This window comes from Streptomyces venezuelae (genome assembly GCF_008642295.1).
In the GTDB taxonomy this organism is placed as follows: domain Bacteria; phylum Actinomycetota; class Actinomycetes; order Streptomycetales; family Streptomycetaceae; genus Streptomyces; species Streptomyces venezuelae_C.
The window spans coordinates 3,965,061-3,984,615 of sequence record NZ_CP029190.1 but is presented as its reverse complement, the minus strand read 5'-3'; the positions used below and the strand labels follow the sequence as shown (position 1 = coordinate 3,984,615).

At 72.4% G+C, this 19,555-nt stretch carries 17 protein-coding genes and 1 pseudogene; 7 read left to right on the top strand and 11 right to left on the bottom strand.

Going from position 1 to position 19,555, the window contains the following annotated elements:
• Nucleotides 1–10: 10 nt before the first annotated feature.
• Nucleotides 11–1,864: an APC family permease gene (locus tag DEJ50_RS17705; RefSeq protein WP_150208950.1), complete on the bottom strand. Its 1,854-nt coding sequence runs from the start codon at nucleotides 1,862–1,864 to the stop codon at nucleotides 11–13.
• Nucleotides 1,865–2,064: 200 nt separating this feature from the next.
• Here DEJ50_RS17705 and DEJ50_RS17700 point away from each other — a divergent pair, with 200 nt between their 5' ends.
• Nucleotides 2,065–2,625 (top strand): hypothetical protein, encoded by a 561-nt coding sequence (locus DEJ50_RS17700; protein ID WP_150208949.1) that lies wholly within the window; start codon nucleotides 2,065–2,067, stop codon nucleotides 2,623–2,625.
• On the opposite strand, the pseudogene DEJ50_RS17695 reads toward DEJ50_RS17700, so the two are convergent.
• Nucleotides 2,595–3,113, bottom strand: a pseudogene (locus tag DEJ50_RS17695) (DNA-binding response regulator); the annotation flags it as partial. The gene DEJ50_RS17700 and the pseudogene DEJ50_RS17695 sit on opposite strands and share 31 nt — an antisense overlap.
• 309 nt (nucleotides 3,114–3,422) lie before the next feature.
• Here DEJ50_RS17695 and DEJ50_RS17690 point away from each other — a divergent pair.
• Genes DEJ50_RS17690 through DEJ50_RS17680 form a run of 3 tightly spaced genes read left to right on the top strand, consistent with a single transcriptional unit; the run spans nucleotide 3,423 to nucleotide 7,657 of the window.
• Nucleotides 3,423–5,687: an MMPL family transporter gene (locus DEJ50_RS17690; RefSeq protein WP_150208948.1), complete on the top strand. Its 2,265-nt coding sequence runs from the start codon at nucleotides 3,423–3,425 to the stop codon at nucleotides 5,685–5,687.
• A 4-nt stretch (nucleotides 5,688–5,691) separates the two neighbouring features.
• Complete coding sequence (locus tag DEJ50_RS17685) at nucleotides 5,692–6,975, top strand: sensor histidine kinase (RefSeq protein WP_150208947.1); 1,284 nt, start codon at nucleotides 5,692–5,694, stop codon at nucleotides 6,973–6,975.
• Nucleotide 6,976: 1 nt separating this feature from the next.
• Nucleotides 6,977–7,657 carry a response regulator gene (locus DEJ50_RS17680; RefSeq protein WP_150208946.1) on the top strand — a complete coding sequence of 227 codons (681 nt, stop codon included), beginning with the start codon at nucleotides 6,977–6,979 and terminating at the stop codon, nucleotides 7,655–7,657.
• On the opposite strand, the gene codA is transcribed toward DEJ50_RS17680, so the two are convergent.
• Together codA and DEJ50_RS33975 are read right to left on the bottom strand one after the other, a co-directional pair.
• Complete coding sequence (gene codA / locus DEJ50_RS17675) at nucleotides 7,658–8,983, bottom strand: cytosine deaminase (RefSeq protein ID WP_223837797.1); 1,326 nt, start codon at nucleotides 8,981–8,983, stop codon at nucleotides 7,658–7,660.
• 75 nt (nucleotides 8,984–9,058) lie between these two features.
• Nucleotides 9,059–9,226, bottom strand: a complete 168-nt coding sequence (locus DEJ50_RS33975) for a hypothetical protein (RefSeq protein ID WP_190344553.1) — start codon at nucleotides 9,224–9,226, stop codon at nucleotides 9,059–9,061.
• 78 nt (nucleotides 9,227–9,304) lie between these two features.
• Between DEJ50_RS33975 and DEJ50_RS17670 the strand changes: the two genes are divergently transcribed.
• Nucleotides 9,305–11,119, top strand: coding sequence for a prolyl oligopeptidase family serine peptidase (locus DEJ50_RS17670; protein ID WP_411757618.1), 1,815 nt, complete (start codon nucleotides 9,305–9,307; stop codon nucleotides 11,117–11,119).
• A 249-nt stretch (nucleotides 11,120–11,368) separates the two neighbouring features.
• Nucleotides 11,369–12,226: an SURF1 family protein gene (locus DEJ50_RS17665; RefSeq protein ID WP_150208944.1), complete on the top strand. Its 858-nt coding sequence runs from the start codon at nucleotides 11,369–11,371 to the stop codon at nucleotides 12,224–12,226.
• On the opposite strand, the gene DEJ50_RS17660 is transcribed toward DEJ50_RS17665, so the two are convergent.
• The 7 genes from DEJ50_RS17660 to DEJ50_RS17630 form a co-directional block, all read right to left on the bottom strand.
• A complete protein-coding gene (locus DEJ50_RS17660) occupies nucleotides 12,201–13,400 on the bottom strand; it encodes a hypothetical protein (RefSeq protein WP_223837796.1) in 1,200 nt (399 codons plus the stop codon). The two genes, DEJ50_RS17665 and DEJ50_RS17660, sit on opposite strands and share 26 nt — an antisense overlap.
• Complete coding sequence (locus tag DEJ50_RS17655; protein WP_150212195.1) at nucleotides 13,397–14,089, bottom strand: SigE family RNA polymerase sigma factor; 693 nt, start codon at nucleotides 14,087–14,089, stop codon at nucleotides 13,397–13,399. The genes DEJ50_RS17660 and DEJ50_RS17655 overlap by 4 nt, the downstream gene beginning before the upstream one ends.
• A 229-nt stretch (nucleotides 14,090–14,318) precedes the next feature.
• Nucleotides 14,319–15,392, bottom strand: a complete 1,074-nt coding sequence (locus DEJ50_RS17650; RefSeq protein ID WP_150208943.1) for an aspartate-semialdehyde dehydrogenase — start codon at nucleotides 15,390–15,392, stop codon at nucleotides 14,319–14,321.
• Nucleotides 15,389–16,669, bottom strand: a complete 1,281-nt coding sequence (locus DEJ50_RS17645) for an aspartate kinase (protein ID WP_150208942.1) — start codon at nucleotides 16,667–16,669, stop codon at nucleotides 15,389–15,391. The genes DEJ50_RS17650 and DEJ50_RS17645 overlap by 4 nt, the downstream gene beginning before the upstream one ends.
• Nucleotides 16,670–16,795: 126 nt before the next feature.
• Complete coding sequence (locus tag DEJ50_RS17640) at nucleotides 16,796–17,449, bottom strand: DUF5063 domain-containing protein (RefSeq protein WP_150208941.1); 654 nt, start codon at nucleotides 17,447–17,449, stop codon at nucleotides 16,796–16,798.
• The gene (gene recR / locus DEJ50_RS17635; RefSeq protein ID WP_042816380.1) at nucleotides 17,442–18,041 is read right to left on the bottom strand and encodes a recombination mediator RecR; all 600 of its coding nucleotides are present in this window, start codon (nucleotides 18,039–18,041) and stop codon (nucleotides 17,442–17,444) included. The genes DEJ50_RS17640 and recR overlap by 8 nt, the downstream gene beginning before the upstream one ends.
• 43 nt (nucleotides 18,042–18,084) lie before the next feature.
• Entirely contained in the window at nucleotides 18,085–18,429 is a 345-nt protein-coding gene (locus DEJ50_RS17630) for a YbaB/EbfC family nucleoid-associated protein (RefSeq protein WP_150208940.1), read from the bottom strand.
• A gap of 293 nt (nucleotides 18,430–18,722) precedes the next feature.
• Here DEJ50_RS17630 and DEJ50_RS17625 point away from each other — a divergent pair, with 293 nt between their 5' ends.
• The gene (locus DEJ50_RS17625) at nucleotides 18,723–19,487 is read left to right on the top strand and encodes an SLATT domain-containing protein (RefSeq protein WP_150208939.1); all 765 of its coding nucleotides are present in this window, start codon (nucleotides 18,723–18,725) and stop codon (nucleotides 19,485–19,487) included.
• Nucleotides 19,488–19,555 lie beyond the last annotated feature (68 nt).

The following is a 19,555-nucleotide window of genomic DNA, read 5'->3' as shown; positions in this document are numbered from 1 at the left end:
GCGATCTCGGCTAGTCCGCAGCGGACAGCCGGAAACGGAGCCGGCAGATCACCGCGTCCGTGTCGCGCCGGACGGCGTGGGCCACGACGGCCCCGCGCTGGTTCTGAAGGATCCGCTGCCACAGGCGGGCCGGTTCCGCTTCCGGAATGAGCACGGTGACCCGGGTGCCGGGCTCGGTCTGGGCCAGCTTCTGTACGTACGCGGCCACCGGGCGGCCGACACTGCGCCGCTCGGACGGCAGCCGGACCAGCTCCACACCCGGGTTCCACAGCGCCCAGTCCCGGGCCAGCGCCTCGGTCTGCGCCCGGTCCTCGGGGTCGGAGTGGACCACGGTCACCGCGCGCACCTCGTCGCCCAGCGACACGGCCGCCGTCAGGGCCTCGCTGGTGAGCCGGGTGAGGGAGGAGACCGGGACGATGACCAGCGAGCGGTCCCGGTGCGGGGGTTCGGGGATGCGGCCGATGCCGAGCCGGACGCCGATCCGCCCGTACGCCCGGTGTACCGCCTCGAACGCGGCGACCAGCAGCGGAAGGGCGACGACGATCAGCCAGGCGCCGTCGTGGAATTTGGTCGCGGTGACGACGATGGCGCTGACGCCGGTGAGCAGCGCGCCGAGGCCGTTGAGCGCCGTCTTGCCGGCCCAGCGGGGGCCGCGCTCCTGCAGCCAGTGCAGGACCATGCCGGTCTGGGCGATGGTGAAGCCGAGGAACACGCCGATGGCGAAGAGCGGAACGAGCGTGTTTGTGTCGCCTCCGGAGAAGAGCAGCAGCGCGGCGGAGACGGCGGCGAGGGCGAGCACCCCGTGGCGGTGGACCTGGCGGTCGGCCTTGAGGCCGAAGACGTGCGGCAGGAAGTTGTCGCGGGCCAGCAGCTTCAGCAGCACGGGAAGACCGCCGAAGGAGGTGTTGGCGGACAGCGCCAGCAGCACCATCGTGGCGAACTGGACGACGTAGAAGCCGAGTCCGTGGCCGAGCGAGGCGTCGGCGAGCTGCGCGAGGACGGTGACGCCCTCGACCGGCTGCAGGCCGAAGCGGGAGATCAGCACCGCCAGGCCGATGAGCATCACGCCGAGCACGGCACCCAGGGCCACCTCTGCGCGCTGGGCGCGGCGGGTGGCGGGGGACCGGAAGGACGGGACGGCGTTGGCGATCGCCTCGACGCCGGTCAGGGCGGAGCAGCCGGATGCGAAGGCCTTGAGCAGGAGCAGGGCACCGACGGTGGTGGCGTTGTCGGCGAGGACGGAGGCGTGGCCGGCCGCCGCCTCGACCGAGACCGGGGCGTCCCGGAACAGTCCGACGCCGATCAGCACCAGGATCGAGGCGATGAAGACGACGGTGGGAACGATGAACGCCTTCGCCGAGTCGACGATGCCGCGCAGGTTGACGGCGGTGATCAGCACCAGGACGGCGAGGCATATCCACAGCCGCTCGCCGTGCAGCTCCGGGAAGGCCGAGGTCAGCGCGGCGACACCGGCGGTGACGGCGACCGCCACGTTGAGGACGTAGTCCAGGACCAGGGAGGCGGCGGCGACCAGGCTGGTGCGCCGCCCGAGGTGCGCCTTGGCGACCGCGTAGCTGCCGCCGCCGTCCGGGAAGGCCGCGATGACCTGCCGGTACGAGGCCACCAGCACGGCCAGCAGGGCGGCGATCGCAAAGGTGACGGGGAGCGTGAAGCCCAGCCCGTGCGCGCCTGCCGCGGCCAGGACCAGCACGATGGCCTCGGGTCCGTAGGCGACCGATGCCATGGCGTCCAGCGACAGGGCGGCCAGACCGGTGACGGCGGTCAGCTTGTGGCGCGCTCCGGTATCGGGGGGTTCCTCGGCGGTGGGGTTCTCAGCCGCAGGCTCAGTCGTCAGGACGGACATCTCCGGTGTTCCCTTTCGTGGCAGGTCCGCCCAGGGTGCTCCGGGGATTGCGTCCTACGGCCGTTCCACGCGCTTTCTTGACGCGGAACCGCCTGGTCGTGACGGGTCTTTGACGCGGCATCCGGGAGTCGTCAGGAACGCATCAACGAGCCGTAAGGATCACCGGACCGGTCCGCTGGGAGCTTCTAGCGTCCATATCCATGGAACGAGGCTGCGAAGTTCCGGGTCCGGACGAGGCGGACGAACCTCCCGAACCCGTCGTGTACGACGCCCACTGGCGGGGCGAGCGGCGGACCGCGATCGGGGTGGCGGCGCTCTTGCTCGCCCTGCTCCTGGTCGTCGACGCCGGGTTGGGGCGGCTGACCGTGGTCCGCGGCCTCGCCTGGACCGGTCTGGCCTTCCTGCTGTTCGTGGTGCTACTGCCGCCGCGGGTCTCGGCGGCGCCCGGCCGGCTGAGCTCGCGCGGGCTGTTCACCCGGCGCACCGTCCGGACCGACCGGCTGATCTCCGTACGGTGGGTGGACGGTGTCGCCCAGCGGATGATCGTGTGCGACGACGACGGCCACCATGTGGAGGTGGACCCGAACGTGATGGTGCGCAATCCGGCTCTCTGGCGCCGGTTCGACCGCGATGCCCGCGGTTCCCTGGAGCGTGGTCTGCTGCTGTGCGGGGGGACCGCGATCGCCCAGCTCGCCGGCCGGGTCGGCCTGCGGGAGACGGATGAGTCCCCGTCTCCGGGGGAGACCAGACCCGTCTCGTAGGCCAGCACCACCGCCTGGGCCCGCTCGCGGAGGTTCAGTTTGGCGAAGATGCGGGCCACGTGGGTCTTCACCGTGGCCTCGCTGAGGGTCAGGGCCCGGGCCAGCTCGGCATTGGACAGACCGCGGCCCATCAGCGTCAGGACCTCGTGTTCACGGGGGGTCAGACCGGCCAGGTCCCGGTGCACCCGGGCGGACGCGGCGGCGCGCGGCCTCGGGGCGGCGGACCCCGGTCCGAGTACGGATCCGGGTGCGGCTGCGGCCCCCGGGTCCGATCCGGCGTAGCGCTCCACCAGGCGGCGGGTGATGGACGGGGCCAGCAGGGCGTCTCCGGTACCCACCAGGCGGATGGCTGCGGCCAGATGGTCGGAGGTGACGTCCTTGAGCAGGAAGCCGCCGGCGCCGGCCGCGAGCGCGGCATAGACGTACTGGTCGAGGTCGAAGGTGGTCAGCATGATCACCCGGCAGGCCGGGTTCTGGGCGAGCGCGCGTCGTGAAGGGCAGATATGTGCAGGGCGCCGGCGAGGCAGTGGCCGGGCCGCCGTTCCTGACCCGGCACGGCCTGAAGGTCGGCGACCGGATCACCCTGGACGTGGCTGGCCGACGGGCCGAGGTGACCCTCGTCGGACAGCTCATATCGGGGAACCAGCGTGCCCTGACCGTCTCCTGGGAGACCCTGGCGGCCCTGGCTCCCGGGCTGCGCCCGCCCCATCAGCGCCCGGCGTCCACCGACCGGTGGACACCGGGTTCCACCGGCCGAGCCTGTCGGCGGACAGGCCTCGTTGACCAGCATGTTCGGTATGACGAATCTTCCTGTACGCATGGCTCGTTGGAGCGCCGAACGCCCCTGGCGGGCGATCGTCGGATGGCTCCTCTTCGTGACGCTCTGCCTGGGCACCGGCATCGCGATCGGCGGAAACCCGGCCACCAGCGCGGACTACCGGATCGGCGAGGCCGGCCGGGCCGAGGCCATCGCGGCCGAGGGCGGCCTCCAGCAGCGGCCCCTGGAGCGGGTCCTGATCCACGCCCGCCCCGGCGGCGGCCCGCTCGACCGGGCCGCCGCCGACGCCGCCGCCCGGGACACCGTCCAGCGGATGCGGAAGCTGCCCGAGGTGCTGTCGGTGGCCGACCCGGTGCCGGCCGCCGACGGCTCCGCCGTCCGGGTCGACGTCACCATGAAGGGCGCCGAGCTCGACGGCAAGAAGAGCGTCGACCCACTGCTCGCCCAGACCGCCGCGGTCCAGGCGGCTCACCCCGGGCTGTGGGTGGAGGAGGTGGGCAGCCCCTCCATCGGCAAGGGCGTCGACAAGCTGCGCGGCGACGACCTCGCCCGCACCGAGATCATCGCCCTGCCGGTCACCCTGATCACCCTGCTGCTCGTGTTCAGCTCCGTGGCCATGGCCATCGTGCCGCTGCTGCTGGCGCTCACCTCGATCATCGCCGCCGTGGGTCTGTCGATGCTCGCCTCGCACCTCTTCCCCGACGCCGGCGTCGGCACCAACATCATCCTGCTGATCGGTCTCGCCGTCGGTGTCGACTACACGCTCTTCTACCTCAAGCGGGAGCGTGAGGAGCGGGCGCGGGCCGGCGGCCGGCTCAGCTCCCGGGCCCTGGTCGAGCTCGCCGCCGCCACCTCCGGCCGGGCCGTGGTCGTCTCCGGTCTCGCCGTCGCCGCCTCCAGCGCCACCCTCTACCTCGCCGACGACGTGATCTTCTCCTCCATCGCCACCGGCGCGATCGTCGTCACCCTGGTCGCCGTGGTCAGCTCCCTCACCGTGCTCCCCGCCCTGCTCGCCAAGCTCGGCGAGCGCTCCGAGCGCCGCAAGGCCCGCAAGGAGGCCCGGGCCGCCGCCCGCGGCACGACCCCCAAGGTCCGGCGCCCGAAGACCGGCGGCAACCGGATCACCGACGCCGTCCTGCGCCCCACCCGCAGGCACCCGCTCGCCGCCCTCGTCGTCACCAGCCTCGCGATGCTCGCCCTGGCCCTGCCGCTGCTGAACCTGAACCTGACCGAGATGAGCCGCGAGACCCACTCCCGCGCCATCCCCGCCATGCAGACCTACGACCGGCTGCTGGCCTCCTACCCCGAGCTCAAGGCCATGCACCAGGTCGTCGTACGGGCCGACGCCGAGCGCACCGAGGAGGTGGCGGCCGAACTCCGCCGGCTCGCCGACCGCGCCCGGGCCGATGCGGCCGTCACCGGCACCCCGGTCCTGCGGAGCTCCCCCGACGGCCGGATCACCCTGCTGGAACTGAAGGTCCCGCACCTCATCAGCTCCGACACCTCCATGGCCTCGCTGAAGTCCCTGCGCGAGACGCACATACCGGCCACCGTCGGCCGGCTGCCCGGCACCGAGACCGCCGTGACCGGCGACATCGCCCGCAGCCAGGACTACCCGGCCCACCAGAAGCAGAAGCTCCCGCTGATCATCGCCGCGCTGCTGCTGGTCACCTTCGCCATGACCGTATGGGCCTTCCGCTCCGTGGTCCTCGGCCTCGTCGGCATCGCACTGAACCTGCTCTCCGCCGCCGCCTCGCTCGGCGTGCTGGTGCTGGTCTTCCAGTACGAATGGGCCGAAGGAATCCTCGGCTTCGACTCCACCGGTTCGATCGGCTCCCGTGTCCCGCTGTTCCTCTTCGTGATCCTCTTCGGGCTGTCGATGGACTACCAGGTGTTCGTGATCAGCCGGATCCGGGAGGCCGCGCTGAACGGCGTGCCCACCCGGCAGGCGGTCATCGACGGCATCCGCAGCTCGGCCGGGGTGGTCACCAGCGCCGCCGCGGTGATGGTGACGGTGTTCGCCAGCTTCGCCGCCCTGCATCTGATCGAGATGAAGCAGATCGGCTTCAGCCTGGCCGTGGCCGTCCTCCTCGACGCCTTCGTCATCCGGGTCCTGATCCTGCCCTCCCTGATGCTGCTGCTCGGCGAGGCCAACTGGTGGCCGTCCCGAGGTGTACGCCGGGCCCGCCGGAAGGCCGTGGCCACGGAGCCCGGCCGCCCCGGAGCCCTCGGGGACGGCGCCCACGACGGCGCCGACGCCGGCCGGGCCGTGAACGTAGGCTGACCGCATGGAGCAACGGCCGCAGCACACCGCCCGATTGACCGTCCGTAAGTTCCACCTCTGGTACTCGGCGGTCTGGGTGCTGCTCGGTCTCGCCCCCTCGGCGATCAGCCTGCGCAACGACCACGGTCCGGCCCTCTACGCCTCGATGACCGTCCTGGCCGTACTGGCCGCCGGATACGCCGCGGTCCGGCTCCGCCTCGCGGAGCCGGTGCTGCCGCCCGGGGCCTGGCTGGTGCTGCTGGCCCTCGGCGTGGGGGCGATGGCCGCCCTGCCCGGCGGCGGAGCGGCCCTGTTCATCGTCTCGCTCCCGCAGTTCTGGATCCACGCCCCGTCCCCGCGGGCCGCGATCGGCCTCAGCGGGGCCGCCGCCGGGGCCACCGTGGCCGGCACCCTCCTGCACCCCATCGACTCCCCCACCGGGAACACGGTCTTCACCGTGGCCGGCTTCCTCGCCGGGGTGCTGCTGGGTCTGCTGGTGCACCGCTTGCAGGAGGACGGCGAGGAACGCGCGGGCCGGCTCGGCGCCGAACTGGAAGGCGCCCGGCAGCGGTTGGCCGAGGCGCACCGGCAGCAGGGCGCGGCGGACGAGCGGGAGCGGATGGCCCGGGAGATCCACGACACCCTGGCACAGGGCTTCGCCTCGATCATCGTGCTGGCGGAGGCGGCCCGTTCGGCCCTGGATTCCGACCCGGAGCGGACCGCGCATCAGCTCCGGTCGATCGAGCAGACCGCCCGGGAGAACTTCGCCGAGGCCCGGGTGCTGGTCGGCTCCGCCCCGCAGAGCGGGCTCACCCCCGGCCCGGTGGTCGGCACCCTGCGCCGCACGCTGGAACGTTTCGCCCAGGACACCGGGCTCACCGTCGACGCCGACCTCCCACCGGACGTGGACTGCGACCAGCAGACCCGGATCGCCCTGCTGCGCTGCACCCAGGAATCCCTGGCGAACGTACGCAAGCACGCCGACGCAAGCACGGTGGGCGTGGTCCTCACCCAGCACCCGTACGCCATCGAGCTGGAAATCACCGACGACGGGCGGGGGTTCACGGTCGGGGACTCGCCCGGCTTCGGCCTCGACGGGATGCGGAAGCGGCTGGCCGAACTGGGCGGCGAGCTCACCGTCACCAGCTCCCTCGGCGACGGCACCCGGATCCTCGCCACCTTCCACACCGCCCCCGCCGCCATGACCACTCCGGCCACACCCGCCACCACAGCCACCACGAGCACCACCGTCACCACGAGCACCACCGCCACCGAAGCCGCCACCACCGCCACGCGAAAGGAACACTGACATGACGACCGGAAGCCCCGACCAGCCCCTGCGGGTCGTCGTGGCCGACGACCACACCGTGATGCGGGCCGGAGTCGTCGCCCTCCTCGCCTCCGAACCCTCCATCACGGTGGTCGCCGAGGCGGACAACGGCCGGGAAGCGGTTGCACTCGTCGCCGCCCTGGCCCCCGACGTGGTCCTGATGGACCTCCGGATGCCGGTCATGGACGGGGTCGCCGCCACCGCCGAGATCATGGCCGGCCCGGCAGGACCGGGGACCCGGCCGGCCGGCACCCGTGTACTGATCCTCACCACCTACGACACCGACGCCGAGATCGAGCGGGCCGTCGAGGCCGGCGCGATCGGCTACCTCCTCAAGGACACCACCCGCGAGCAGCTCGTCGAGGCGATCCGCTCGGCCGCCCGCGGCGAGACCGTGCTGGCCCCGCGCGTCGCGGAACGCCTGGTCGCCCGGATGCGCCGGCCCGCACCGGTGGTACTGACCGCCCGCGAGGTGGATGTCCTGACCGCGGTCGCGGACGGCCTGTCCAACGCGGACATCGGCAGGCGCCTGGTGATCGCGGAGGCCACCGTGAAGACCCATCTGCTGCGCGTCTTCGCCAAACTCGACGTCAGCGACCGCACCCATGCGGTGGTCGTGGCCATGGACCACGGCCTGCTCCCCCGCCACGGCCGGCAGTGATCACTGCGGGCGCGGGCCTGCCGAGCGGCTGAAGTCCACGTTCGCCGGCTCCTCCCCCGGCCAGCTCAACCGCGTCGGCACGTCCGGGGTCCGCGCCAGCACCCGGCCCCGCGAGACCACGTACCGCGGCCGGACCTGCCGGCGGATCGCCTCGGCCGGCGACGGGGCGGGCAGCAGCACGAAGTCGGCCGGACTGCCCGGCCGGATGCCGTACTCCTCCGTGATGCCCAGCACCGCCGCCGCCCGGTCGGTGACCATCGAGAACGCCGTCGGGATCTCGTCCGCCCCCGTCAGCTGCGCCGCGTACAGGCCGACCAGGGCCGTCTGCAGCGGATTGCCGGTCCCCAGGGCGTTCCACGGGTCCATCACATCGTCGTGCCCGAAGGCCACGTTCACCCCCGCCGCCAGCATCTCCTTCACCTGGGTGAGCCCGCGCCGCTTGGGATAACCGTCGAAACGGCCCTGCAGGTTGAGGTTGGCGAACGGATTGGCCACCAGGTTGACGCCCGAACGGGCCAGCATCCGCTCCAGCTTGCGGCTGTAGGCGCCGTTGTACGAGCCCATGGCCGTGGTGTGCGAGGCCGTCACCCGCTCCCGCAGCCCGGACCGCAGCGCCAGCGCGGCCACCACCTCCACGAACCGGGACTGCTCGTCGTCGGTCTCGTCGCAGTGCGCGTCCACCCGCAGCCCGTGCTGCTCGGCCAGCGCGAACGCCAGGTGCAGCGAGGCCACCCCGTCCTCCCGGGTGTCCTCGAAGTGCGGGATGGCCCCCACCACGTCCGCGCCCCGGGCCACCGCCTCCCGCAGCAGCTTCTCGCCCCCCGGGAACGACACGATGCCCTCCTGCGGGAAGGCCACGATCTGCAGGGTCATCACGTCCCGGACCCGGTCCCGGACCTCCGCCAGCGCATCCAGGGCGACCAGCCGGGGATCCGTCACATCGCAGTGCGTACGGACGTACAGCACCCCCTGCGCCGCCTGCCAGCGCAGCACCTCCGTGGCCCGGGCGACCACGTCCTCCCGGGTCAGGGTCTGCTTCCGCTCGCTCCAGCAGGCGATGCCCTCCCACAGCGTCCCGGACTCGTTCGGGCGCGGCTCGCCTGCCGTCAGGGCCGTGTCCAGATGGATGTGCGGCTCCACGAAAGGCGCGCTGAGCAGCGCCCCGCGCGCCTCGATCAGGGTCCCGGTGGAAGGCGGCTCACGCTCGTCGTCATGCGGGATCACCTGCGCCACATGCCCGCCCTCGGCCACCTCCACATCGACCAGGCCGGGCGCGACCCGGCCGTCCCCTGCGTACAGCCGGGCGCCTCGGACGATCAGCAGCATGCCACCACGATACGGCGGCACACCCGGTCCGCAGCCGCATCACACCGCCACAGACCGGGTGGACCGGTGCCGGACTCAGCCGCGTTTGGCCTGAGCCTTCTGCTGCATGCCCCTCGTCTTCGCGGAGAGCGACTGCACATCTCTGACCGCAGCCTTGGCACGCGCCTCGGCCGCCGTGTTCTTCGCCATCGCACGCTCTGAATCCTGGTGGCCTGACTTGCCGGTACGAGCCTTCTTGGCCATGATCACTCCTCCTCGGAGCACTCGAGGGGCGTACCCGTCCACTCTCCCCCCGTTCGGCCCAGTCGGCATCCCGACACAATGGAGGGCATGACCACCCACGAGATGACCGACTCCGCGATGCCCGACTGGGAGAAGCGCTTCCGCGCCCCGCGGGTGAGCCTGCCCGAATGGGCGGAAGACGCCCCGGACCGCTCGCTCTTCGTCTCGAACGCGACCGGCACCTACGAGCTCTACGCCTGGGACCGCACCACCGGCACCCGCCGGCAGGCCACCGACCGCCCCAACGGCACCACCGACGGCACCCTCTCCCCCGACGGGGAGTGGATCTGGTGGTTCTCCGACACCGACGGCGACGAATTCGGCACCTGGGTGCGTCAGCCCTTCGAGGGCGGCGAGGACCTGCCCGCCACCCCCGGGCTGGAGCCCTCCTACCCCGCCGGCCTCGCCATCGGCCGCGACGGCACGGCGGTCGTCGGCCGCTCCACCGACGAGGAGGGCACCACCCTCCACGTCTGCCGCGCAGACGGCACCGCACCCGTCGAGATCTACCGGCACCGCGAATCCGCCGGCGTCGGCGACCTCAGCCACGACGGCACCCTGATCGCCATCGAGCACACCGAGCACGGCGACGCCATGCACTCCGCGCTCCGCGTCGTCACCCTCGACGGCGCCACCGTCGCCGAACTCGACGACTCCAAGGACGGCACCGAGGAGCTCGGGCTGGAAGTCCTCGGCTTCGCACCCGTCGCCGGTGACACCCGCCTCCTCATCGGCCACCAGCGCCGGGGCCGCTGGGAGCCGATGATCTGGGACGTGGCCGACGGCACCGAAGAGGACCTCGCCGTCGACCTGCCCGGTGACGTCGCCGCCGAGTGGTACCCGGACGGCAGCGCCCTGCTCATCGCCCACAGCCACGAGGCGCGCAGCGAGCTGTGGCGGTACGACCTCACCGCGCGCTCCCTGGAGCGGGTCGACACGCCGGCCGGCACCGTCTCCGGTGCCACCGCCCGGCCCGACGGCACCGTCGAGTACCTGTGGTCCTCGGCCGCCGAGCCCTCCTCCGTACGGTCCACCGCCGGCGGCCTGGTGCTCGACGCGCCCGGAATGACCGCCCCCGGCTCGGTCCCGGTCGAGGACGCCTGGGTGGACGGCCCCGGCGGGCGCATCCACGCCCTCACCCAGCGGCCGGTCGGCCACGGCGACGGCCCCTTCCCCACGATCTTCGAGATCCACGGCGGGCCGACCTGGCACGACAGCGACGCTTTCACCGCCTCCCCCGCCGCCTGGCTCGACCACGGATTCGCCGTGGTCCGCGTGAACTACCGCGGCTCCACCGGTTACGGCCGCGAATGGACCGATGCGCTCAAGCACCGGGTCGGCCTGATCGAGCTGGAGGACATCGCGGCCGTCCGGGAATGGGCGGTCTCCTCCGGGCTGGCCGACCCGGCACGGCTGGTGCTGTCCGGCGGCTCCTGGGGCGGCTACCTCACCCTGCTCGGGCTCGGCACCCAGCCCGATGCCTGGGCCGTCGGCCTCGCCGCCGTACCCGTCGCCGACTACGTCACCGCGTACCACGACGAGATGGAGGCGCTCAAGGCGCTGGACCGCACGCTGTTCGGCGGCACCCCCGAGGAGGTCCCCGACCGGTTCAGGGCCTCCTCCCCGCTCACCTACGTGGACGCGGTCCGTGCGCCCGTGTACATCGCGGCCGGGGTGAACGACCCGCGCTGCCCGATCCGGCAGATCGACAACTACGTGGACCGCCTCGCCGCCCGCGGTGCGGTCCACCAGGTCTACCGCTACGACGCGGGGCACGGCTCGCTGGTGGTGGAGGAGCGGATCAAGCAGGTCCGCATGGAGCTCGACTTCGCCCTCACGCACCTTTCTCTTTAGGGCTCGGTTCGCCTCCGGGGCGCTGCTGTCGGCTCCAGGAGGGCGTGCGTCCTCGAAAACCGCTCGTGCTCCCCCAGACTTCGTCCGGGGGGACCCCCACGCGGTTTTCTCCGGGCGCTCGCCCTCCTTCGCCGACGCGCCCCTTCGGCTCACTCGCCCGTGCCGGCTTCGGCGGGGCGGGACGGGACGGGCAGTGGGGCTGCAGGACCCGGGAGCCCGGGTCGTGGGGTCGGCCCGTACCGTGGAGGGGTGCACCGGTTTCTGCTGACCCCGCGGTGGTGGGGGATCAACGTCTTCGTCGTGCTGGCCGTCCCCGTCTGTCTGTTCATGGGGTCGTGGCAGCTCGGCCGCTTCGAGGACCGTGTCGACACCCACCGGGAGGCCACCGCCGAGCGGCCGGCCGGCCAGGCCGCGGCGCCGCTGGACTCGCTGCTGCCGGTGGACAAGAAGACCTCCGGCCGGCTGGCCGCCGCCTCCGGGGAGTACGCCGAGCAGTTCCTGGTCCCCGAGCGGCGGCTGGACGGCAAGACCGGCCACTATGTGCTGACCCTGCTCAAGACCGACGGCGGCAAGGTGCTGCCCGTGGTCCGCGGCTGGCTGCCCGGACCTGCCGGCGCCAAGGCCGCCCCGGCCCCGCCCGCCGGCCGGGTCGAGGTCACCGGAGCCCTGCAGTCCGCCGAGAACTCCGGAACCAAGGGGGTCCACGCGGCCGGCGGCCTGCCGGCCGGTCAGCTCGGGGTGATCGGTGCGGCCTCGCTGGTGAACCTGGTGCCGTACGACCTGTACGACGCCTGGGTGACCGTACAGACGGGCACGGACGGCTTGACTCCGGTCCCGGCCGCCGCACCCGCCAACACCGGCCTCGACCTGAAGGCCTTCCAGAACCTCGGCTACACCGGCGAGTGGTTCGTCTTCGCCGCGTTCGTCCTGTTCATGTGGTTCCGGCTGTACCGGCGCGAGGTGGAGGCCATCCGCGATGCGGAGGCCGGCCTGGTCCCGGCGGAGCAGATCCCGGCGGAGCCGACCCCGGCCGCGGAAGCCCCGGCCGAGGGATCCGCCGCCGGGGCCGCCGCCGCTTCGGCTACTGCGCCGAGTCGACCGGAATGACGCCGGTCGTGTAGACCGTCCCGCTGCCGCAGGCGGAGGGGATCGAGGTCTGCGCCACCGGAGCCCCAGGCTCCGCGGTGTGCGTGACCTCCAGGCCCGTGGACCCCGGTGTCGCACCGCCGTCCAGCGGATCCGAGTCCGTCACTCCGTCCGCGCCGCCGGTCGCGCCCGTCGGGGTCTCCGCCGGGGCCTGCGCGCCGGACTGGTCCGACGGGCCGTTGGTGGGGGGCACGGCCGGACAGCCCTCGGTGGCCGGCACCCAGGCGAACTGCACCTCGTACGCGGTGTTCGGCGTCAGCATCAGCGAGGCCGCCGCGGCCGAAGCCGGCGGCAGGCCGGTCGCCGGGTCGTCCTCCGTGTGCTCCACCACCGGGACCAGGGGCTGGCCGGGCGAACCGGGCGCCGGGGCCACCGTCAGGCTGCCCGCGGCGCTCACCACACAGCCCTGCCCGGACAGGTTGGTGACCCGGAAGGTGCCGTAGACCTTGCCGTCCGCGTCCGGGGTGCGGGTGTCCGCGACCGCGCCCAGCTGGCCGGCGCTGCACGCGGGTGCCGAAGCCCCCGCCGCCGGGGGCTTCGGGCGCTTGCCCTTGGCCTTGCCGGTCGGGGCGTCCCCGGCGGAGGCCCCCGCGGAACCGGAGGCTCCGCCCGTTGGGGCGCTCCCGGGCTCCGGCGCTTCCGGCCGGCCCTTGCCGCGGTCCGGCTTGTCCTCCCCGGCTTCCTCGTCCTCCGCGTCCCTGCCGCCCTTGCCCTTGTCGGCCGGCTTCGGGCTCTTGGACTTGCCGAGGCCGGGCCGGGCGAGGTTCGGGTCGCCGGCGGTGCCGGCGGTCTGGCCGGAGCTGTCCTGGCCGTGCCCGGCGACGGCCGCGGTGTCCCGGGCCTGGTCCGGGCTCCCCGTGAGGTGCATCAGCGTCGGAACGCCGACCCCGGCCAGCACCACCATGGCCGCGGCGCCGACGAGCGCCTGACGCTTGCGGGCCCGCCGCCGCGGGACGGCGATCCGCAGCCGCTCCAGCGCGTCCTCGGCGGGCTCCAGTCCGCCGACGGCCCCCTGGAACATGGACCGCAGCGCGAGCTCCTCGGCCGCGGCACCGCCGGCACCGTCGGCACAGCCGCCCGGTGCGCCGCCCGGTTCGTCGCCGGCGCCGGTCCTCTTGGTCGGTTCCGTCGTCATGCCTGGGCCTCCATCGCCACCCGCAGCGCGGCAATGCCCCGCGATCCGTACGCCTTCACCGAGCCCAGGGATATCCCGAGCGTCTCGGCGACCTGGGCCTCCGTCATGTCCGCGAAGTACCGGAGCACCAGGACCTCGCGCTGGCGGCGCTGCAACCCGCGCATCGCCTTGATCAAGTCGTCCCGCTCCAGCTGGTCGTACGCCCCCTCCTCCGCGCTCGCCATGTTCGGCATCGGCTTGGAGAGCAGCTTCAGGCCGAGGATGCGGCGGCGCAGCGCGGAGCGCGAGAGGTTGACCACCGTCTGGCGCAGGTAGGCGAGGGTCTTCTCCCGGTCGCGCACCCGGTTGCGGGCGGAGTGGACCCGGATGAACGCCTCCTGGACCACGTCCTCGCAGGATGCGGTGTCGTCCAGGAGCAGCGCGGCCAGACCGAGCAGCGAGCGGTAGTGCGTGCGGTAGGTCTCGGTGAGGTGGTCGACCGTGGTGCCCGCGACCACGTCTCCGTCAGCGGCCACTGCTGCCGCGGGTCCGGTGCCGTCGAGCCGGTCCGTCCGGTCTGCGCCCGCCCTCGGAGCCGGCACCCGGCCGCCCCGGGTCGTTGAAGTTCCGGCTGTCGCCTCGGGCACGATCACCGGGAAGCCGCCGGGCGTGCGTGAGCGCGGGCGCGCCGGAACGAATCCGGCGCGCAGGGGAGTTCCCCCGGCGAAGCCGGGTGGAACAACAGCGAAGTCGAGTAGTGCCTCTGCCACGCCCGTTGGACACGCGTCCCCCCGTCAGGGTTGTACGCGCGAGGCATCCTCACCAGCAATTCACCTATTGCCCTCATGCGTACCCGCTCTTCCCGATTGCCCCATCCGTCCAGGCGGCAGTCGGGCCATCACCTTGATCAAGGGATCGGTGATGATCCTACAAAGCGATTTACGCGAGTTCACCCACGATCAGTTCCGCAATCTGGGCGGCATTCAGTGCGGCCCCCTTGCGCAGATTGTCGGCGCACACGAAGAACTCCAGCGCGTACCGGTCGTCCAGCGATCCGCGCAGCCGCCCCACCCACGCCGGATCGGTGCCCGCCGCGTCCGCCGGGGTCGGGAACTCGCCCGCGGCCGGGTCGTCGACCAGCACCACCCCGGGCGCGGCCTCCAGGACCTCGCGGGCGGTCCGCGCGTCCACCCGCTGCTCGAACCGGGCCCGGACGGTGAGCGAATGCCCGGTCACCACCGGCACCTGCACACAGGTCACGGAGACCTTCAGGGAGGCCAGGTCCAGGATCCGGCGGGTTTCGGCCCGTACCGCCAGCTCGTGCGAGGACCATCCGTCCTCCCGCAAGTCACCGGACCAGGGCACCACGTTGAGGGCCAGCGGAGCGGCGAACGGCCCGGTGTCCTCGCCCACGGCCCGCCGTACGTCCCCGGGCGCCTCGCCCAGCGCGGTGCCCGCGACCAGCGACAGCTGACGGCGCAGCGCCTGGCTGCCGGCCCGGCCGGCCGCGCCCGCCGCCTGGTAGGAGGAGACGGTCAGCTCGACCAGGGAGAACCCGGCGTGCAGCGCGCCGACCGCGGCGATCATCGCCGCGGTCACACAGTCCGGTCCGGCCACGATCCCGCGCGGCCGGATCCGCGCCGCGTACCCGTTGACCTCGGGCACCACCAGGGGCACCTCGGGGTCCTGCCGGAAGGCGGCGGACTGGTCGACGACCACCGCGCCGCGGGCGGTGGCCACCGGAGCCCAGCGGGCCGAGACCTCCGCCGGTGTGAGGAACAGCACCACGTCGCCCGGACCGAGGCCGTCGAAGGCGTCCTCGGTGAGGGCGAGCACCTCGGCCTCCTCCCCGCGCACGGCCAGCCGGCGGCCGGCCGAGCGCTGGGAGGCGATCAGGCGTATGTCACCCCAGACGTCCGCCCTGGTCGGCAGGATCTGGAGCAGTGTGGACCCGACTGCTCCGGTCGCCCCCACCACGGCGAGCGCCGGGGCGGACGACCGGTTCGCGGTCATCGGCCGGTGCCTCCGTAGACGACGGCCTCGTCGCTGTCGGAGTCCAGTCCGAAGGCCGTGTGCACGGCGCGGACGGCCTCGTTGACGTCGTCCTGGCGGGTCACCACCGAGATGCGAATCTCCGAGGTGGAGATCAGCTCGATGTTGACGCCCGCGTCGGACAGCGCCTGGAAGAAGGAGGCGGTGACCCCCGGGTTGGTCTTCATGCCCGCGCCGACCAGGGAGATCTTGCCGATCTGGTCGTCGTAGCGGAGGGAGTCGAAGCCGATCGCGGTCTTCGCCTTCTCCAGGGCGTCGATGGCCTTGTGGCCCTCGGCCTTGGGGAGGGTGAAGGAGATGTCCGTCAGGCCGGTGGAGGCCGCCGAGACGTTCTGCACGATCATGTCGATGTTGATCTCGGCGTCCGCAATGGCGCGGAAGATCGCCGCGGCCTCGCCCGGCTTGTCCGGGACCCCGACGACGGTGATCTTGGCTTCGGAGACGTCGTGGGCGACTCCGGAGATGATGGCGTGCTCCACCTGCTCGTCCCCTTGCGACTCGGGCTTTTCGTTGCTGACCCAGGTGCCCGGCAGTCCGGAGAAGGACGAGCGTACGTGGATCGGAATGTTGTAGCGGCGCGCGTATTCCACGCAGCGGTGCAGGAGCACCTTGGAGCCGGAGGCGGCGAGCTCCAGCATGTCCTCGGAGGAGATCCAGTCGATCTTCCGGGCCTTCTTCACCACACGCGGGTCGGCGGTGAACACGCCGTCCACGTCGGTGTAGATCTCGCACACCTCGGCGTCCAGCGCAGCCGCCAGGGCCACCGCGGTGGTGTCGGAACCACCGCGCCCGAGGGTGGTGATGTCCTTGCTGTCCGCCGACACGCCCTGGAAGCCGGCCACGATGGCGATGTTGCCCTCGTCCAGCGCGGTGCGGATCCGGCCCGGCGTGACATCGATGATGCGCGCTTTGTTGTGGACCGAGTCGGTGATGACGCCTGCCTGGCTGCCGGTGAACGACTGGGCCTCGTGGCCCAGGTTTTTGATCGCCATGGCCAGCAGGGCCATGGAGATCCGCTCTCCCGCGGTCAGCAGCATGTCGAATTCACGTCCGGCAGGCATCGGGGATACCTGCTCGGCGAGATCGATCAGCTCGTCCGTCGTGTCGCCCATCGCCGACACCACGACGACCACCTGGTGGCCGTTCTTCTTGGCATCGACGATCCGCTTGGCGACGCGCTTGATGCCCTCGGCATCGGCTACGGAGGAGCCTCCGTACTTCTGCACGACAAGGCCCACGTGCGCTCCTCGCTCAATCCAGTACTGCGGTCGCGGGCCAGTCTAACGAGCGCCCGGAATCCGACCTTCGCGTACCACATCATGAGACGTTCCGTTCATCCCATGATCACGAAGAGTACGCGCTCCCTACCCCCGCGGGTGGCCCAGGCCGCCGAGTTCCTCGGCCATCACCCGCCCGGCCTGCTCGGCGAGGTCGTCCTCGGCCAGGTCCTCGTCCGTGTCCAGCCCGTGCAGATCCTCCAGCGGCTGGTCCAGCCGCACATGCGCCACCAGCGACTGCAGGGCCCGCAGGGTGGCCGAGGCGGTGGAGCCCCAGTTGGAGAAGTACGAGAACTGCCACCACCACAGCGCCTCGGTGGTCCGCCCGGCCCGGTAGTGGGCCAGCCCGTGCCTGAGGTCCGCCACCACGTCCGCGAGGTCGTCCGAGATCCGGTGCGCGACCGGCGCCTTGCGCGGCTCGTACGGGTCGAAGACCTCCGAGTACACGTCCACCGGGTCCAGCAGGTACGCGAACCGCTCCCGGAGCTCGTCCACGTCCGGCTCCGGGCCGAGGTCCGGCTCGTACCGCTCGTCGGGCAGGACGTCCTCGTACGCGCCCAGCCGGCCGCCCGCCAGCAGCAGCTGGGAGACCTCCAGCAGCAGGAACGGCACCGCGCTGTCCGGGTCCTCGCCCTTGGCCACCTCGGTGACCGCGACGATGAAGGACTCGATCTGGTCGGCGATCTGGACGGCGAAGTCGTCCGGATCCTGGCCCAGGGCGTGCAGCGTTGCGTCAGACATCGAGAAGTCGCCTTCCTTCAAAGGCCCGCCCGAGCGTGACCTCGTCCGCGTACTCCAGGTCTCCCCCGACGGGGAGCCCGCTGGCCAGGCGGGTGACCTTCAGGCCCATGGGCTTGATCATGCGGGCGAGGTAGGTGGCGGTGGCCTCGCCCTCCAGGTTCGGATCCGTGGCCAGGATCAGCTCGGTGACCGTGCCGTCCGCGAGCCGCGCCAGCAGCTCCCGGATCCGCAGGTCGTCCGGGCCCACCCCCTCGATCGGGCTGATCGCCCCGCCGAGCACGTGGTACTTGCCCCGGAACTCACGCGTCCGCTCGATCGCGACCACGTCCTTGGGCTCCTCCACCACACAGATCACCGTGGCATCGCGGCGCGGATCACGGCAGATGCCGCACCGCTCCTCCTGCGCCACGTTCCCGCAGACCGCACAGAACCGGACCTTCTCCTTGACCTCCAGCAGCGCGTGCGCCAGCCGGCGCACGTCCGTGGGCTCGGCCTGGAGGATGTGGAAGGCGATCCGCTGCGCGCTCTTGGGCCCGACGCCGGGCAGCCTGCCCAGCTCGTCGATCAGGTCCTGAACCACGCCTTCGTACAACGGACTGCCTTCTTCCTACGGGTATGGGGTACGGGGTCAGGGGTCAGAACGGGAGGCCGGGGATGCCCGACCCGCCGCCCAGACCCTGGGCCAGCGGACCCAGCTTCTGCTGCTGGAGCTGCTGCGCATTCTCGTTGGCCGCCTGGACGGCCGCCACCACCAGGTCGGCCAGGGTTTCCGTGTCCTCCGGATCGACCGCCTTCGGGTCGATCACCAGGGCCCGGAGCTCGCCGGAACCGGTGACGGTCGCCTTCACCAGCCCACCGCCGGACTGCCCCTCGACCTCGGCCGCCGCCAGCGCCTCCTGGGCCGCGGCGAGATCCTGCTGCATCTTCTGGGCCTGCTGGAGCAGCTGCTGCATGTTGGGCTGGCCACCACCGGGAATCACGGTTCACTCCTACGTTTCACTGCCGGGTCGGTCTGGGTCGCTCTGGGTCGCTCTGGGTCGGTCAAACCGAGCCTACGGCTTCACCGCCCCCTGCGCCCTACGCCGTGAGGACCAACTCTTTCGAGTGAGAGACCCGGCGCGCATGTACCTGATCAAGACCTCCTTGCGGGCGGTAATCCCGGGATTCCATGCCCACGGCCCACCATTCGGAGGTAGGAAGAGCATGGACGAGCATGCGCACCATTGCGCACACGCGCACCACCACACGTCAGCGCAGGCAGAGGGAGTGCCGGGTGAGCCAGCCGGAGATGCAGCCCGAGGGGCCACCCCGGGATCCCCGGGATGAAGGCAACAGCGAAGGCGCCAGCAGAGCGCGGCCGGCGGGCGACCTCACCGGCCGGCCGTTCCCCCTCGGGGACTGGGGCGAGCCCGCGGAGCGGCTGGACGAGCTCTACCGGCGGGTCGAGGCCGATGCCCTGCGCACCGCGGAGTGGTACCTGTCCGACCGTGCCTGGAAGCGGCGCGGGGCCCGGCTGCTGCGCGCCGGAGCCGCCCTCGGCGCGGTCACCGGGGCCGCGATGCCGCTGCTGGAGCTGACCGATTCGGTGCCGGGGGCCTCGGCGTACGGCTATCTCGCGCTGCTGCTGGGTGCGGCCTGCCTGGCCTGTGACCGGTTCTTCGGCCTGACCTCCGGCTGGATGCGGGACGTGGCCACGGCCCAGGCGGTCCAGCGCAGACTGCAGACCCTCCAGTTCGACTGGGCCTCGGAGAACGTCCGGGAGGTGCTGGGTCCGACCGAGGGCACGGCGAGCGAGGCGGCGGAACGGTGCCTCACCGTGCTGCGCCGGTTCTCGGAGGACATCACCGAGCTGGTCCGCTCCGAGACCGCCGACTGGATGGTCGAATTCCGCTCCGGTCCGGCCCCGCTGGTCATGCAGTCCCTGGCCGCCACCACGGCGCGCGGCCCGGAGCCGGGCGCCCACCCGAGCCGGTTCCCGCTCCCCCCGGGCACCCGCCCGAACATGCCGAGGCAGCGCCCCCCGGAGCAGCCCCGCTGACCCGGCTGCGGCCGGGGCCGGGGCCGGGCCCCGGCGGCCGGTCAGTGCCGTGTGTGGGTGCCGTGGGG

Coding starts and splice junctions, on each gene's coding strand:
- DEJ50_RS17690 (WP_150208948.1), top strand. CDS start 3,423: ATGACGAATCTTCCTGTACGCATGGCTCGTTGGAGCGCCGAACGCCCC.
- DEJ50_RS17640 (WP_150208941.1), bottom strand. CDS start 17,449: ATGTCTGACGCAACGCTGCACGCCCTGGGCCAGGATCCGGACGACTTC.
- DEJ50_RS17680 (WP_150208946.1), top strand. CDS start 6,977: ATGACGACCGGAAGCCCCGACCAGCCCCTGCGGGTCGTCGTGGCCGAC.
- DEJ50_RS17650 (WP_150208943.1), bottom strand. CDS start 15,392: ATGACCGCGAACCGGTCGTCCGCCCCGGCGCTCGCCGTGGTGGGGGCG.
- DEJ50_RS17705 (WP_150208950.1), bottom strand. CDS start 1,864: ATGTCCGTCCTGACGACTGAGCCTGCGGCTGAGAACCCCACCGCCGAG.
- codA (WP_223837797.1), bottom strand. CDS start 8,983: ATGCTGCTGATCGTCCGAGGCGCCCGGCTGTACGCAGGGGACGGCCGG.
- DEJ50_RS17685 (WP_150208947.1), top strand. CDS start 5,692: ATGGAGCAACGGCCGCAGCACACCGCCCGATTGACCGTCCGTAAGTTC.
- DEJ50_RS17670 (WP_411757618.1), top strand. CDS start 9,305: ATGGAGGGCATGACCACCCACGAGATGACCGACTCCGCGATGCCCGAC.
- DEJ50_RS17700 (WP_150208949.1), top strand. CDS start 2,065: ATGGAACGAGGCTGCGAAGTTCCGGGTCCGGACGAGGCGGACGAACCT.
- DEJ50_RS33975 (WP_190344553.1), bottom strand. CDS start 9,226: ATGGCCAAGAAGGCTCGTACCGGCAAGTCAGGCCACCAGGATTCAGAG.
- DEJ50_RS17660 (WP_223837796.1), bottom strand. CDS start 13,400: ATGACGACGGAACCGACCAAGAGGACCGGCGCCGGCGACGAACCGGGC.